The sequence below is a fragment of the Flavobacterium bomense genome (assembly GCF_003970355.1).
In genome coordinates, this window is record NZ_RYDJ01000006.1 from 26,496 (window position 1) to 41,198 (window position 14,703).

At 34.2% G+C, this 14,703-nt stretch carries 15 protein-coding genes; 9 read left to right on the forward strand and 6 right to left on the reverse strand.

Annotation, left to right across the window (positions count from 1 at the left end):
- Window positions 1-18: 18 nt before the first annotated feature.
- The 3 genes from EKL98_RS07075 (at window position 19) to EKL98_RS07085 (ending at window position 3,375) form a co-directional block, all read left to right on the forward strand.
- Window positions 19-1,440 carry a CCA tRNA nucleotidyltransferase gene (locus tag EKL98_RS07075; protein ID WP_126460441.1) on the forward strand — a complete coding sequence of 474 codons (1,422 nt, stop codon included), beginning with the start codon at window positions 19-21 and terminating at the stop codon, window positions 1,438-1,440.
- Window positions 1,441-1,491: 51 nt separating this feature from the next.
- The gene (locus EKL98_RS07080) at window positions 1,492-2,514 is read left to right on the forward strand and encodes a COX15/CtaA family protein (RefSeq protein ID WP_126561902.1); all 1,023 of its coding nucleotides are present in this window, start codon (window positions 1,492-1,494) and stop codon (window positions 2,512-2,514) included.
- A gap of 87 nt (window positions 2,515-2,601) precedes the next feature.
- Window positions 2,602-3,375: a CDP-alcohol phosphatidyltransferase family protein gene (locus EKL98_RS07085; protein ID WP_126460434.1), complete on the forward strand. Its 774-nt coding sequence runs from the start codon at window positions 2,602-2,604 to the stop codon at window positions 3,373-3,375.
- A 93-nt stretch (window positions 3,376-3,468) separates the two neighbouring features.
- On the opposite strand, the gene EKL98_RS07090 is transcribed toward EKL98_RS07085, so the two are convergent.
- From EKL98_RS07090 to EKL98_RS07115, 6 genes are all read right to left on the reverse strand, one after another.
- On the reverse strand, window positions 3,469-4,224 hold the full coding sequence (locus EKL98_RS07090; RefSeq protein WP_126554413.1) for a LytR/AlgR family response regulator transcription factor: 756 nt from the start codon (window positions 4,222-4,224) through the stop codon (window positions 3,469-3,471).
- Window positions 4,225-4,309: 85 nt separating this feature from the next.
- Window positions 4,310-4,624, reverse strand: a complete 315-nt coding sequence (locus EKL98_RS07095) for a 2TM domain-containing protein (protein ID WP_126554411.1) — start codon at window positions 4,622-4,624, stop codon at window positions 4,310-4,312.
- A 4-nt stretch (window positions 4,625-4,628) separates the two neighbouring features.
- Window positions 4,629-4,913: a 2TM domain-containing protein gene (locus EKL98_RS07100; RefSeq protein WP_126561903.1), complete on the reverse strand. Its 285-nt coding sequence runs from the start codon at window positions 4,911-4,913 to the stop codon at window positions 4,629-4,631.
- A 34-nt stretch (window positions 4,914-4,947) separates the two neighbouring features.
- A complete protein-coding gene (locus tag EKL98_RS07105) occupies window positions 4,948-6,282 on the reverse strand; it encodes a histidine kinase (protein WP_126561904.1) in 1,335 nt (444 codons plus the stop codon).
- A 74-nt stretch (window positions 6,283-6,356) separates the two neighbouring features.
- The gene (locus EKL98_RS07110; RefSeq protein WP_126561905.1) at window positions 6,357-6,977 is read right to left on the reverse strand and encodes a hypothetical protein; all 621 of its coding nucleotides are present in this window, start codon (window positions 6,975-6,977) and stop codon (window positions 6,357-6,359) included.
- Window positions 6,978-7,197: 220 nt separating this feature from the next.
- Complete coding sequence (locus EKL98_RS07115) at window positions 7,198-9,402, reverse strand: TonB-dependent receptor (RefSeq protein WP_126561906.1); 2,205 nt, start codon at window positions 9,400-9,402, stop codon at window positions 7,198-7,200.
- Window positions 9,403-9,683: 281 nt separating this feature from the next.
- On the opposite strand from EKL98_RS07115, the gene EKL98_RS07120 reads away from it, so the two are divergent.
- The 6 genes from EKL98_RS07120 to EKL98_RS07145 all read left to right on the forward strand — a co-directional run bounded on the left by EKL98_RS07120 (window position 9,684) and on the right by EKL98_RS07145 (window position 14,677).
- Window positions 9,684-10,244 carry a sugar O-acetyltransferase gene (locus tag EKL98_RS07120; RefSeq protein ID WP_126561966.1) on the forward strand — a complete coding sequence of 187 codons (561 nt, stop codon included), beginning with the start codon at window positions 9,684-9,686 and terminating at the stop codon, window positions 10,242-10,244.
- Window position 10,245: 1 nt separating this feature from the next.
- Window positions 10,246-10,635 (forward strand): SMU1112c/YaeR family gloxylase I-like metalloprotein, encoded by a 390-nt coding sequence (gene gloA2 / locus EKL98_RS07125; protein WP_126561907.1) that lies wholly within the window; start codon window positions 10,246-10,248, stop codon window positions 10,633-10,635.
- A 158-nt stretch (window positions 10,636-10,793) separates the two neighbouring features.
- Complete coding sequence (locus tag EKL98_RS07130) at window positions 10,794-12,074, forward strand: chloride channel protein (RefSeq protein ID WP_126554399.1); 1,281 nt, start codon at window positions 10,794-10,796, stop codon at window positions 12,072-12,074.
- Window positions 12,075-12,080: 6 nt separating this feature from the next.
- Window positions 12,081-12,686 (forward strand): HPP family protein, encoded by a 606-nt coding sequence (locus EKL98_RS07135; protein WP_126561908.1) that lies wholly within the window; start codon window positions 12,081-12,083, stop codon window positions 12,684-12,686.
- Window positions 12,687-12,867: 181 nt separating this feature from the next.
- Entirely contained in the window at window positions 12,868-13,407 is a 540-nt protein-coding gene (locus EKL98_RS07140; RefSeq protein WP_126554398.1) for an IS1096 element passenger TnpR family protein, read from the forward strand.
- A gap of 211 nt (window positions 13,408-13,618) precedes the next feature.
- Complete coding sequence (locus EKL98_RS07145) at window positions 13,619-14,677, forward strand: nucleoid-associated protein (RefSeq protein ID WP_126460403.1); 1,059 nt, start codon at window positions 13,619-13,621, stop codon at window positions 14,675-14,677.
- Window positions 14,678-14,703: the final 26 nt, after the last annotated feature.

The window sequence follows — 14,703 nt, forward strand, 5'->3', positions numbered from 1 at the left end:
AATTTGCGGTAATAAAAAATGAACTACAAAACAGCCTTACATAACAAAATATTCGAAGTAATTTCTCAAGCTTCTCAAGAACTTAGCGTTGACAGTTATGTGATTGGTGGTTTCGTAAGAGATTTACTTTTGAAGAGAGACTTTAAAAAAGACATTGATATTGTTGCCGTGGGCAGCGGAATTGAATTGGCTTTAAAAGTGTCACAACTGCTTCCTAACAAACCAAAAGTTCAGGTTTTCAAAACTTACGGAACAGCGATGCTGCGTTTTGAAGACACCGAAATTGAATTTGTTGGAGCCAGAAAAGAATCCTATAATTTTGAAAGCAGGAATCCAGTTGTAGAAAACGGCACCTTAGAAGACGACCAAAATCGTCGTGATTTCACCATAAATGCACTGGCTTTATCTTTGAACACCGCTAATTTTGGAGAACTCTCCGATCCTTTTAACGGATTGGAAGATTTAAAAAACAAAATAATCAGAACCCCTTTGGATCCGGATATTACTTTTTCTGACGATCCTTTGCGCATGTTGAGAGGGATTCGTTTTGCAAACCAATTGGGATTTGAAATCGAAGAAGATTCGCTGAATTCGATAACCAAAAATGCGGAACGAATCAAAATTATTTCCGGAGAACGAATTGTCGATGAATTGAATAAAATACTTTCGACAGACAAACCCTCCGTAGGATTCTTGCTATTGTTCAAAACTGGACTTTTAGATATTATTCTTCCAGAATTGACTGCTCTGAATCAAGTGGAAGAAATTGAAGGCCATACCCATAAAAATAACTTTTATCACACGCTGGAAGTTGTCGATAATATTTGTCCGCATACTGATGATGTTTGGTTGCGCTGGTCAGCATTATTGCACGACATAGGTAAAGCACCAACGAAACGTTTTACTAAAAAACAAGGCTGGACCTTTCACGGACATGAATTTCTTGGTGGCAAAATGGCAAAAAAGATATTTGAACGTTTGCACATGCCGTTGAATCAAAAAATGAAATTTGTGCAAAAAATGGTCATGATGAGTTCACGACCGATTGTTTTATCCCAAGATACGGTAACGGATTCTGCAGTGCGCCGTTTGGTTTTTGACGCTGGCGAAGACGTTGAGAATTTAATGACACTATGCGAAGCGGATATCACAACGAAGAATCCAAATAAATTCAAGAAATACCACAATAATTTTGAAATCGTCCGCCAGAAAATTGTAGAAGTCGAAGAACGGGATCAGGTACGTAATTTCCAGCCACCAATATCAGGTGAAGAAATTATGGAAAAATTTAACTTAAAGCCTTCAAAAGAAATCGGAATGCTGAAAGAAGCCATAAAAGAAGCCATTTTAGAAGGAGAAATTCCAAATGAATATGAAGCTGCTTTTCAATTTATGCTAAAAAGAGCCGCAAAAATCGGATTAAAGATTAACGCTTGTTGAATTAACAATTAATTACATTTCAAATATCTTTGCAAAAATTAATTTCAAACAATGAAAAAAGAGAATAATTACGTTATCATTTGGTTGTTATCAGGATGCTTATTATTGTTTATGATGGTTGTAGTGGGAGGAATTACCCGATTGACCAATTCCGGTTTATCAATGACCGACTGGCATTTAGTAACTGATACTTTTCCTCCTTTAACAGAAGAAAAATGGTCACACGCTTTTGAAGAATATAAAAAATATCCGGAGTACCAAAAAATAAACATCCACAATGATTTTACGTTAAGTGATTACAAATTCATTTATTTCTGGGAATGGTTTCACCGTTTTATAGGGAGAATAATAGGTTTAGCGTTTATCCTTCCTTTTATATACTTCTTGTTCAAGAAACGTCTTTCGACAGAGACTATAAAAAAATGTGTTGTTCTACTATTCATGGGTGGTTTTCAAGGATTTCTGGGTTGGTTTATGGTACGTAGCGGATTAATCGACAATCCGGATGTAAGTCATTTTAGATTGGCATTACACCTTACATTTGCTTTTATAACGTTTGCTTACACACTCTGGGTAGCTTTGGATTTAATCTACCCAAACAAAGCGACAGCTATACCTCCATTACGAAATCTTGCGCGTGTCGCATTAATTTTTCTAGTTATCCAAATCATTTATGGCGGGTTTGTTGCGGGTTTAAATGCGGGTTTGATTCACAATCATTGGCCGCTGATGAGTGATGGTCAATTCATTCACGAGAGTGTCTTTATAGAAAAAAGCACCTTGTTTTTAAATCTTATCGAAGGAAAAAGCGGCGTTCAGTTCGTACATCGAACTATGGCGTATGTCGTGGTAGGATTAATTCTTGCTCTTTATTTTACAAGCAGAAAATACACTCTTTCCTCACTTCAGAAAAAAGGAATCAATATATTGGTGTTGATTGTCTTCTTGCAATTTGCATTAGGTATCCTTACTCTGCTTTACAGTGTCCCACTTTGGTTGGGATTACTACATCAAGTGATGGCTTTCTTTTTATTAACGGCAATGACATTCACTTTACACCGATTATCAAAATAAGAAATAAACATAACCCACGGTTTAAACCGTGTTCAATTCAAAATAATACCTGACTATATTGTCGCATTTCTTTGTTTACCAACATAAATGTCTAAACTTGCCGCTCAAGATAAATTTTTAGATTTATCAGATTATGGAAGACCATTTGGAAAATTTCTTGCCAATCAATTAAAAAACACTCGGTTTACTCCTATTCATGTCACCTTACTTTTTGGTGTTTCGGGCTTGATTGCTATTTACTGTATTCTGCAAGGAAGTTACTATTTCGCAAGTTTTTTTATCATTTTGAAATCAATGATTGATGCAGCAGATGGTGAACTGGCACGCTTAAAAAACACGCCTTCTTATACTGGAAGATACTTGGACAGTGTATTTGATATCATCTTAAATTTTCTGCTTTTAATGACTATTTGTTATGTTTCAAAAACATCATTTTGGGTTACTATTTTGGCTTTTATCGGCATCCAATTGCAGGGCACTTTATACAATTACTACTATGTGATTTTAAGAAATAAATCCGTTGGCGGAGACACTACCAGTAAAATTTTCGAGTACAAATCACCCAGAGCTTTACCCGGCGAAACCCAAAAATCTGTCGATATTCTGTTCCGTGTTTACACCCTCGTTTATGGCACATTCGACAAGATCATTCACACACTTGATAAAGAAGCTTACAAAGTAAAAACGTTTCCTAATTGGTTTATGACGATACTTTCTATCTACGGTTTGGGCTTCCAACTATTGATAATTGCGGTAATGTTACCTATGAATTTAATTGAATATATCATTCCGTTTTTTATACTTTACACGGCACTCATTTTTGTTCTAATTGGAATCCGAAAAACATTTTTAAAGGTATAAAAGCACTATAGACATATTCTATACTAAATACCTAATTCACTAAAAAAGAGTTATTTAATACCCATTATATACTTTATCTGTTTAATACCATTATCAGCCTATCCAACTCTTGAAATCAGAAACCTTTTCTCTACTCACAATTACTTCTTCGTCTTTGTAAGAAGGTAAAATAACTTTCAAACGGGAGTTGCTATAGACTACAATTTCTTTAATTGCTTTAAGAGGAACTATGAATTTTCGGCTTACCCGATAAAAATCCTTTGGATCTAATTCCTGTTCCAAAAGTTCTAAAGTTGTTTCTATTAAATAATTCCTATTGTCAAAAGTATGCAAATAGGTTCCTTTATTTTCACTAAAAAAACACTCAATTTCATCGGCAGAAATCACCTTTAAATGTTGGCCTATTTTTACAGAAAATCTTTTTTTGTAATTTTTTTCAAATGGATTAGACAGCATTTTTTTGATTTGTTCAAAATCCAATTGTACTGTTTCCAGTTTAGGTAAACGCGCCTTAAATTTTGTAACGGAAACCTCTAAATCATCTTCGTCAATAGGCTTCAAAAGATAATCAACACTGTTCAATTTGAAAGCCCGTAAAGCATATTTATCATAAGCCGTGGTGAAAATTACTGCACTTTTAATAGATACTTTTTCGAATATTTCAAACGATAATCCATCTGACAATTGAATGTCCAGAAAGATCAAATCCGGATGTTCATTATTAGAAAACCAAGCAATAGCTTCTTCCACGGAATGCAATAGCACTCCAACTTTAATATTTAGTTTTTCCAGTTTTCGTTGGAGCAACCTCGCCGCTGGTTTTTCGTCTTCGATAATTATTGTTGTCATTTTTTAAGTTAGAGGTTAGAAAATAGAGAATAGAAGTAAGAGGTTTTACTGAATACTAAAAAAACTGAACACTGAACATTTATCCTTATTGCCATTTTTCGCTTTTCTCTTTTTCCATCAATTCCTTAATTTTTTTCTCTTCCCAGTTTTTTCCAAAAATCCAATTGGGCAAAAAAGTAGAAAAAGCGTGAGTTGTTAATCCAATTCCCCAGAAGAAAGCCGTAAAGAAATTCTCCATTTTAAAATAGCTTTCACCAACATCTAAATCTTGAATATTGACAAACACAATCATTAAATTCACTACTAGATAAACAATCAAATGTATGTAAAATCCTTTTATTTTTTTTACACGTGCGAGCGCTTCATTATACTGTAACTCTGTAATTGCATCTGTTTTCATGATATTAGCGGTTTTGATTTTTATCTTTATCCATCAACTCATTAATCTTTTTTTCTTCCCAATTAGTTCCCAAAAACGGCATATAATTAAAGACTTTCATGCCATGAAAAAACAATCCAATTCCCCACCAAAATAACGGCCAAAAAAACCATAAGTATTGAGGGGATGTAGTCAAATTAATGATTGCCAAAGAAATAATCACAATACTATAAACCGTTAAATGTCTGTAAAAATCTTTTATTTTTCCTACCTGCTTTTTTGCTTGAAAATATTTTTCTGAGTTGTCCATATTAGTTTGTATTTTTTTTAAAATTTAGGGAATCTCAATTCCATTTATTATTCTGATTGTCTTTTTTCAAAATCTCATTAATCTTTCGCTCTTCCCATGATTTTCCGTACCCAAAAACTTCAAAACCATGAAAAGTAAGTCCCATTCCCCAACCCAATAACGGAAACCAAAACCATTGAAAATTTGCACTATAACTTAAATTAATAAAAATCAAAAACGAGATTACTAAACAATATGAAATTAAATTTCCGTAGAATCCTTTTAGTTTTTTTACGTGTTCTGATGCTCTCAAATATGCTCCAGTTTCATCGTTACTATATTGTGTTTCCATACCTGTAATTTGTTTAGTTAAAATGGGGATTTTGACCGTAAAGGTTTGTTCGTTTTGAGCAATCAGGACTTTTCTAGTAGTAATAATTCTATATCTGTTGACAATATTTTGTAAGCCAACACCTTGCCGATCTTGCAACACTTCTTTCTTTTGATAATCGTTTTGAACAGCCAGATAATCACCCTCCACATAAATCCTGATATATAACGGTCTTTGTTCGCTAACCACATTGTGCTTTACCGTATTTTCGAGCAAAAGCTGTAAAGAAAGTGGCACCACTTTGGCTTCTGGATTTATAGCTGTTGTTGGTACTTCATAAAACAAGCTGTTCTCAAAACGCATTTTTAATAAATTCATATAGGTTTTGGCAAAAGCCAGTTCTTCTTCCACTGGAACCAATTCCTTGTCTTTTTGTTCTAAAACATACCGGTAAATTTTAGATAATGAAGTCGTAAATCGTTGCGCATTTTCTGGATTTTCTTCAATAAGAGCACTTAAAACATTCAAACTATTGAAAAGAAAATGGGGATCTATTTGATTTTTTAAACTTTCAAACTTAGCATTTGCGGTTCCTGCGATGATTTTCTGTTCTTTGACTTTATTTTCATTGTAAGCTTTATAAAAATGCAAAGCGTGAACGCCTAACAGTACAATAAAAGTAATAATTGATGATTCTATATAAGCCTGAGGAGTTTCATTGGACAAAAATTCTGAAAATGAGTTTCTTTCTATAATTACTTTTATAAAAATTCGCAACAAAAAAATCACAAATAAGGTGAGAAAAAAAGAACTTACAAATCCAATTAGTATCCGTTTTGGAACGTAAATATTATCTTTAAAAACTTTGTCCAAAAATACGAACAAAGCAGCATTTACAAGATACAAAGTAACACTATAAAGCATACAATATAAAAAGTAAACGTACAATCTAGGACTAAACACCTCACTCCCAACAGTAATAAATTCAATAAGAAATGACACTAAAAAAATTATAACCCCAATAAATAAAGCTTTTAGTAATTGTGGTTTTATATACATTATTCTCTTTTTTTCAATAGTTTTTATTCTCTATTTTGTTCATTAAAATGACTAATTCGAAACAATCAACTGAATTATTTACAATTTTTCTGTGCTGCTAATGCTCTGTCCAATCCCCATTTTGGAGAAAAAGGTGTTTCAGGTTTAAAAGTAGCAAAAAGTCCGATAGCTTTTTCAATTTGCGCACACATTGGCTTCGTGTCTGTTCCCCAAAATTGAGCTCCACCAATTTCAAATTCGGCTTTACCAAAAACAACTCTTGGGTTTTCCGGAGCAATTGCTTGTGCTTTTCCGTACAATTCCATAACCGTTCCGGATAATTTTTGTCCGTTTGTCATTGGGTCAAAAGCAATCCAAGCCGTATGAATCATTGCTTGCATAACCAATAATTCGGCATTATTTGGATTTTTATCCATTTCTAAATCTAATGATTTTTGCGCTTTCGAAAGTAATAAATTCATTTGATCTTTATCTTTTGTTCTAAAAGCAGTTGTGGTATTCACCAATGCAACATAATAATTTGGCAACCAGCTTGTTTTTTCAGCACCGGAAATTCTTTCGAACAAATCAGAAGCTTCCGTGTTTTTTCCTTCGCCCCATAATTGGAATGCTTTTCCCATACCTTGTTCAAATTGCCCTTGAGCCGATAATAAACTACAGATAAAAAATACGATTGTGGTGATAATTTTGGTCATGATTTCTTGTTTTTAATGGTTGTTTTTTTGATGATTGAAACATTGTGTTATTTATACTTCAAAAGTATCTCGGTTTTCATTGGATTAAAATTTATAAATACTGAACTGTCAATTTTGATGGATGAATTGTGATTCAGTCAAAGGTCTTAAAGCCGAAAGTCATAAAGTGGAATGAATTTACGTTTATTAGGATTTTATACCTTTGACATTATGACCATTTTTAAAGATTTTTCAACTGATTGTCTTTTTTATCGTTGCTAATCGTCCAAAAGAATCCTACGAAGAAAAAACGATCGGCCGTAGGAATAATTGCTTTTCTGTTATAAAAGCCCGCATTATCCGGATTGTTCGCATATTCGTATCCAAAAACATTTTGACTTCCTAAAACATTAGAGACCGAGAAGTATAAAATCTTTTGTTGTGAGAGCAAATACGCCCAATTGAAGCTCAAACTGTTGTACGATTTGGTTTTTCCATTCATAAATTTCGTTTCATTTGGATTATTGTAGGATCGTCCGGAACTGTATGAATTCGTGAAACCTATTTGCGATTTCCAATCGTTTATCCAGTATTTAGTAACGATTGATAAACTGTGATCCGCAACAAAACTTGGTGTAACTTGAGAACTGAAATTTTTATAATCTCTTTCGGTATTGATGTAGGAATAAGAAACCCAATATTCTAAATTTTCGATTGATTTTCCATCTCTCCAAAACAAATCCAAACCTTTAGCATAGCCAGAACCGGTATTATTGTAAACCGAATTATATGCGGCCATTTGGGTGTCGAATTTTACTAAATTACTGTAGTCTTTATAATAGGTTTCGGCACGAAATGTTTTCCCGTTTTTATGGTATTGAAAATTCAAAATGTAATGCGAGGCTTTTTCGCTTTCAAACTGATTGTTGTTGGAATATTTAATGTATTCAGCACTTGGAGTTTGAGTAAAATCGCCATAAGCAAATGAAAACTGACTGTTCTTTGCCATTTTATAGGCAAATGAAATTCGGGGGGAAATAGCGGTTTCGTTCAGCAAATTGTTATTCGAAGCTCTTAAGCCTACTTTTGCAGCCCATTTTTTAGAGAAGAAAATATCAGCTTCCGTGTAAACAGCCGCAATGTTCGCATTGTAGCCATTGGTAAAAACCGACCCTGAATTTTCGTTGAAATCTTCATTGAACTGGGTAATAAAATAATCTGCCCCAAAGGAAATTTTTACTCTTTCAGAAAAACTTTTTTTCAATTTTAATTTCAAATGAGCTGCATTTTCATCATTCGCCACTTTATCTGAATCTAAATTTATTTTGTTGTTGCTGTAGCCATAACTCAATCCAGAAGTAATTTGCCAATTGTTCCCAAAAACGCCTTTGTAAGACGAATTTAAATAGAAATTATTGTTATTTAAATCAACTCTGATTTTCTCCGGCGAATTGATATTTTCCTGATTAATATCAAATTTTGAAGAGTCAAAAGCAGCGTATACTTTCAAAATCCCATTATTAAAATTATAACGGTACACCGTTTCTCCAGACAACGATTGAAAAGGACTATTCCAATCCACATTTTGTGGAATCAAAGCCTGATACGGCGCTAAATTGATGTAATTCGCATTTACGCTCAACGAACTTTTTTTCCGTTTTTGGGTGTTTCCAATTCCTAAACCCACAGTCATCAATGCTATTTCAGTTTTATTTTGGTCTGGGTCATCTTGTGTATTCAAAAGTAAAACACTGGATAACGCTTCGCCATATTCCGCTGAATAGCCGCCTGTAGAAAATGAAATTCCGCTGAACAGAAAAGGAGAAAACCTTCCTCGTGTAGGCAGATTATTCATGGTTGCGCCATAAGGTTGCGCCACCCGAATCCCATCAACGAAAGTTTGTGTTTCATTAGCCTCGCCGCCACGAACAAACAATCGCCCATCCTCACCTACCGTTTGTGTTCCTGGCAACGTTTGCAAAGCCGCAATAATATTTCCCGCAGAACCCGCTGTAGTTACGATGTCTAATGGTTTCAAAACCGAAACTCTAGCTTTATCGCCCGCTTCTAAAGTTCCAGCCGTAATCACAACTGCATCTAGAGACGTAACGCTTTCTCGTAATTTGATGATTTTATTTTTAAAATTAGCGACATCAATTATGGTTTTTAAAGTTTCATAAATCAGGAAACTCACCACCAAACTCTGATTTCCAGTTGTTGTAGTCGTAAAACTAAAATCGCCTTTTTCGCTGCTGGAAGTACCATCATACGTTCCTTCGATAAAAATATTAGCTCCAGAAACCGGTTTTCCTTTTTCATCTACCACTTTCCCGGAAACTGTATTTTGTGAAAAAATAGTCAAGCTGAATAATAAAAAGGCAAATAAAAAAATCGAATTAAGACTTTTCTTGGAATGATTTGGCTGTTTAATACATGTTAGTTTCATCGTATTTAATTTTTTTATGAATCAAATATATTTTAGAAAAGAAGGTCGAAAAACAATACAATACTGAACTGTTGAAATACGAGGATGAGTTGTAATAATTTTAATTTTAGATTATATTTACAACGTACTATTGCGCTTCAAAAGCAGGATCAGCATGAGGGATAGTAGTGAAAATCCTTTCTTGGCAAGCTGTTAAAGCTAGACAAGAAAGATTGTAACGAATAGCCCGACCGGAGCTTTTGCGCAGGGCATGCCCAAAAACAAAAAAACTAAGTATGGAAATAAAAACCGAAAAAGAGAAAATGATTGCCGGAGAATATTATTTAGCAGGCGATCCTGTTTTAGTAAAAGACAGGCGAAAATCTAAAAATTTGCTCCACCGATTAAATGTTGTGGAATACAGAATAACTAAAAAAGCACGAGAAATTCTAAAAGAATTGATTCCCAATGCCGGAGCAAATCTATATATTGAACCTCCATTCTTTTGCGACTACGGCTACAATATCAGTTGTGGGGAAAATGTGTATTTCAATGTAAACTGTGTTGTTTTAGACTGTGCCAATGTCACTATTGGTTCCAATGTCTTTTTTGCACCGGGAGTTCAATTGTACACCGCCACACATCCGCTGGATGCTGAACTGAGAAAAACGCTGGAAAATGCCTTGCCAATAACCATTGGTGATGATTGCTGGATTGGAGGGAATTCCGTTATTTGTCCTGGAATCACTATTGGAAATGGCTGCGTTATTGGTGCAGGTTCAGTGGTTACTAAAGACATTCCTGACAATTCTTTGGCGGTAGGAAATCCGGCAAAAGTGATCCGGCAATTAAATCAACAATAATATGATCCAACTTAACAAAATTCATCATATTGCCATTATTTGTGCCAATTATCAAAAATCTAAAACGTTCTATACAACTGTTTTAGGACTTACCATTATTCAGGAAATTTACCGTGAGGAAAGACGATCGTATAAACTTGATTTGGCACTTAACGGAGAATATGTAATAGAATTATTTTCTTTTCCAAATCCGCCAAAACGTTCTTCCGCTCCTGAAGCGGCAGGAATGCGTCATTTAGCTTTTGAAGTAGCCGATATTCAGAAAACACGCGATTATTTTGTGAATCAAAACATCCCTTCCGAAGAAATACGCATCGATGAATTTACCCAAAAAAAGTTCTTCTTTATTGCCGATCCGGATGAATTACCTTTAGAATTTTATGAAAAATAAGATACTTCCTAAATTTAAAAGAATAAAATAATACCAGAATCGCAAAAGAAAACCATGCCTTTCTTTTTTTAATTCTAATCTGGCTTTGTTTCTTTATCTTTGCAACATTGAGTTAAATTCTTTTTATTACACTAATAAAGATTCCATCCCCCTTTTAAATGAACACTACTGCAAGAATAAAAAAAAATTATCGCTTCATTAAATTCCGAAAATTAGTTATTGTCTCTGTTTTGATTGGTTTTCTTTCTGCTTTTTTAGGTGTTATTTTAAAAAATGCTACAGAATATTATGAGGAAATATTTTTTCATCAAGCGACTATCAATCCACTATTCTTAGTTATTTTCCCCGTATTTGGATTGTCGATTATTTATTTTCTTAGGGAATATTTATTTAAGAAAAAGGAAAATAAAGGCATAAAAGAAATCTTTGAAAGCACCAATTCTAAATCTAAAAATTTACCCAGTTATAAAATCCCTTCTCATTTCATTAACGGATTATTGACCGTCGTTTTTGGCGGTTCCACCGGGATAGAAGTCTCAACTGTTGTGGCTTCGGCAACCATTGGCTCCGTTGCTCAAAGAAAGCAAAATGTGTTTAGACAATACAAAACTGAATTGATATGTGCCGGAATTGCCGCTGGAATTACAGCTATATTCAGCAGCCCGATCGCTGGAATTCTTTTTGCGATAGAGGTTATTTCTAGAAAAGTCACTCGAGCATTCTTACTTAGTAACTTGATTGCGGTTGCCATTGCTTTTGGGCTGGTATTTTTATTGGACGAAAAACCACTGTTTGCAGTAAATATTACAACTTGGCATCTTAAAGCCATTCCCTATTTTATTCTTTTAGGCATTTTGTCAGGATTGAATTCTGTGTATCTAACGCGCAGTGTATTGTTTTTCAAAGCCCAATTTACGAGAATAAAAATTCCATATTTCAAAATTATAATAGGATCGCTGATTTTAAGTTCCTCTTTATTCCTGTTTCCACAGCTTTATGGCGAAGGCTATCATGCTATTAAAACTATTTTTGTTAGTTCGAATGAAATGTCATTGACTTTCCCTCTGGCACTAACAATCATTGGCATCATCATCCTGAAACCCATTGTAACATCAGCCACACTTGCTTCAGGAGGAGATGGAGGCGTTTTTGCACCCAGTCTTTTCATGGGTGCTTTTTTAGGATTGCTTCTTGCTTTAGTTACAAACACTTATTTTAATGCTCATGTAATTCCGATAAACTTTATTATCATGGGGATGGCTGCCGTTTTAAGCGCCAGTATTCATGCCCCTTTTACTTCTATTTTCTTAGTTTGTGGGCTAACGAATGATTACACTTTGTTTATTCCTATTTTGTTGGTTTGCTTAATATCAAAATATACGGCAAAAATGATTTACCCTTTTACCGTTTATTCCTATTCGCCAAGTTTAATAAAATAATCTCCTATGCACGTTCAAAAAATAAAAAGGAGTTATCGCAAAACCAAATACATCCTCTACAAGGAGACTTTGGTTGATTTCAAAGAACATTCCTGGGCTTTTTTGGGTTCTTTTATTGGCATTGGAATAATAGCCTATTTGCAATCAAAAGCTTTACCAGAATCTGATGTTATATATTTAATTGGATCCTTTGGCGCATCGAGTGTATTGGTATATGGTGTGATTCAAAGTCCATTAGCACAGCCTAGAAACCTTATTGGCGGCCACCTGGTTTCAGCTATTATAGGTGTAACAATTGCTAAATTTGCCCCTGATATTCTATGGTTATCCGCACCGCTTGCAGTTTCCTTGTCTATAGTTTTGATGCAAATGACAAAGACGCTTCACCCGCCGGGAGGTGCCACAGCATTGATAGCCATAATTGGCTCCTCAAAAATTAAAGAACTGGGATACTGGTATGTGCTGTATCCTGTGCTAACTGGCTCACTCATACTCCTTGTTATTGCATTGATTGTAAATAACATGACATCAAAAAGACAATACCCAAATCATAAAAAATACCACCAGTACCGAAAAAGAGTAGCCCGTGTATTTAAAATAAAAAAACTGTAACTTTTTATTCAAATAAGTGATTTGAAAACAAAATACACTTTCCTTCTTTTCTTCAAAAAGACTTTGACATTGATGTATTCCTTTCTCGTGCATACGCAAAAATCTTATTAACAAATCTGAAATCTGAAATCTAAATCTAAAATTATATTTTACCTTTGGACTTTTAATATAAATAAAGATTATGGTTTATAAATTTAGAGTGATTCTAGACGCGGAAGAAGATGTTTTTAGAGACATTGCAATACTTGAAGACGATACTTTAGAAGATTTACACAATGCTATTTTCAATTCTTTTGGTTTTGACGGGATGGAAGTAGCTTCTTTTTATACTTGTGATGAGACTTGGAACCAAGAAGAGGAAATTTCACTTTTTGATACCGGTGATGTTCCCGGTGAGCAAAAAATCATGAGTGACTATCAATTATCTGATATTTTAGACAAACAAAATACCAAAATTCTTTATGTCTATGACTTTATCAATATGTGGACATTCCTTGTAGAACTTGCTGCTGTAGAAGACCAAGTGCTGGGTAATTTATATCCGGAAACTATTTTTTCTCACGGGGAAATGCCGGATGAAGCGATGGAGAAAAACTTTGAATCTGACAATGCCGATAACTATAATGATGAATTTGAAGATGGCTTGGACGAAGATGATCTGGACATGTTTGAAGGCGATGATAGTTTTGAAGACTACGGATTTGAGGAGAATTGGAATTAGCCTTCTCCCCAACCTGCTCCAAAGGTGAGGGCGACTAACCATATAAAAATAAAATGAATGTCCGTATTGATACCCAATGAACATTTTTTTACGTGGCTTTCTTTGTTAGGTATGATTCCAGACAATTATAAAAAAAATTAACAAATACAAAATTACGTCTCATCTACCCCTCCTTAGGAAGGGACTGAGGGGAGGAAATCTTATAAAAAACATGATCAACTTATATAACACACACATCGAGAACTTATCCATTCATAGAGTGGGTAATAAAAGCAGAAACGAAGCCATTTTTTTATCAGAGCAGCCCTTTAATTTAAATGATGAAATTGTTCCCTTGATGAAAGAATTTTTCTTTAAACCCTTTAGAGAAAAAGAAGAAAACTATTTTCAGTTTGCCCATGAAATTGATTTGGATTACAATGATATGTTCAAGTTTGCAACAGAAGTTTTTGACAATCCAAGTAGCGTTCATGAGATTTCTAAAAAAATCACAACCCACTTATTTGAGCAATCCAATCATCCGCATATCAAGAATGGCGAAGTGTACGTTACATATTTATCTAACGTAAGTATTGATAATAATGTCGTGGATGCGATAGGGATTTTCAAAAGTGAAATACAAGCAGATTTCTTGCAGTTTGAAGAAAAAGCAACCCATTTAGAGATGATTTTGCAACAAGGTGTGAGTTTAAACAAGTTAGATAAAGGCTGCATCATTTTTAATTATAAAAAAGAGGAAGGATACAAAATCCTGACTGTTGACAGCAACCGCTACGATGCCAGATACTGGCTAGAGCATTTCTTATCAGTAGATGCTTTTGAGGATGAAAACTTTATCACTAAAAAGTATTTAAAATTTTGTCAGAACTTTGCTAAGGATGTTGTTTTCCCAGCCGAGGACAAGAAAGAAGAAGTAATGTTCATGAACCGTTCCGTGAACTATTTTGCCAAAAATGATCAGTTTGAAGAAACTAATTTCCTGAACGAAGTTTTAGACAATCCAGACCTTATTCCTGAATTCAAGAACTACAAAATGGACAAAGGAGAAAAATACAGTATTGAAGATGTTACTTCTTTTCCTATTGCAAATGCAGCAGTTTCTGATGCTAGAAAATCAATCAAAAACATCATTAATTTAGACACACACATCCAAATTAAAATGGATTTTATCAATCCTGAAAGTGCTGAAAAATATGTTGAAAAAGGATGGGACGAGGAAAAACAAATGTACTACTATCTCGTTTATTTCAACAAAGAAGAGAAGAGCTAGTTTAAGTTTACAGTGTTCTATTGCCG

What these genes read in the sequence shown, in the direction of transcription:
- EKL98_RS07080 (WP_126561902.1), top strand. Translation starts at nt 1,492, where the DNA reads ATGAAAAAAGAGAATAATTACGTTATCATTTGGTTGTTATCAGGATGC.
- EKL98_RS07110 (WP_126561905.1), bottom strand. Translation starts at nt 6,977, where the DNA reads ATGACCAAAATTATCACCACAATCGTATTTTTTATCTGTAGTTTATTA.
- EKL98_RS07145 (WP_126460403.1), top strand. Translation starts at nt 13,619, where the DNA reads ATGATCAACTTATATAACACACACATCGAGAACTTATCCATTCATAGA.
- gloA2 (WP_126561907.1), top strand. Translation starts at nt 10,246, where the DNA reads ATGATCCAACTTAACAAAATTCATCATATTGCCATTATTTGTGCCAAT.
- EKL98_RS07095 (WP_126554411.1), bottom strand. Translation starts at nt 4,624, where the DNA reads ATGAAAACAGATGCAATTACAGAGTTACAGTATAATGAAGCGCTCGCA.
- EKL98_RS07140 (WP_126554398.1), top strand. Translation starts at nt 12,868, where the DNA reads ATGGTTTATAAATTTAGAGTGATTCTAGACGCGGAAGAAGATGTTTTT.
- EKL98_RS07135 (WP_126561908.1), top strand. Translation starts at nt 12,081, where the DNA reads ATGCACGTTCAAAAAATAAAAAGGAGTTATCGCAAAACCAAATACATC.
- EKL98_RS07130 (WP_126554399.1), top strand. Translation starts at nt 10,794, where the DNA reads ATGAACACTACTGCAAGAATAAAAAAAAATTATCGCTTCATTAAATTC.
- EKL98_RS07115 (WP_126561906.1), bottom strand. Translation starts at nt 9,402, where the DNA reads ATGAAACTAACATGTATTAAACAGCCAAATCATTCCAAGAAAAGTCTT.
- EKL98_RS07075 (WP_126460441.1), top strand. Translation starts at nt 19, where the DNA reads ATGAACTACAAAACAGCCTTACATAACAAAATATTCGAAGTAATTTCT.
- EKL98_RS07105 (WP_126561904.1), bottom strand. Translation starts at nt 6,282, where the DNA reads ATGTATATAAAACCACAATTACTAAAAGCTTTATTTATTGGGGTTATA.
- EKL98_RS07085 (WP_126460434.1), top strand. Translation starts at nt 2,602, where the DNA reads ATGTCTAAACTTGCCGCTCAAGATAAATTTTTAGATTTATCAGATTAT.
- EKL98_RS07090 (WP_126554413.1), bottom strand. Translation starts at nt 4,224, where the DNA reads ATGACAACAATAATTATCGAAGACGAAAAACCAGCGGCGAGGTTGCTC.
- EKL98_RS07100 (WP_126561903.1), bottom strand. Translation starts at nt 4,913, where the DNA reads ATGGACAACTCAGAAAAATATTTTCAAGCAAAAAAGCAGGTAGGAAAA.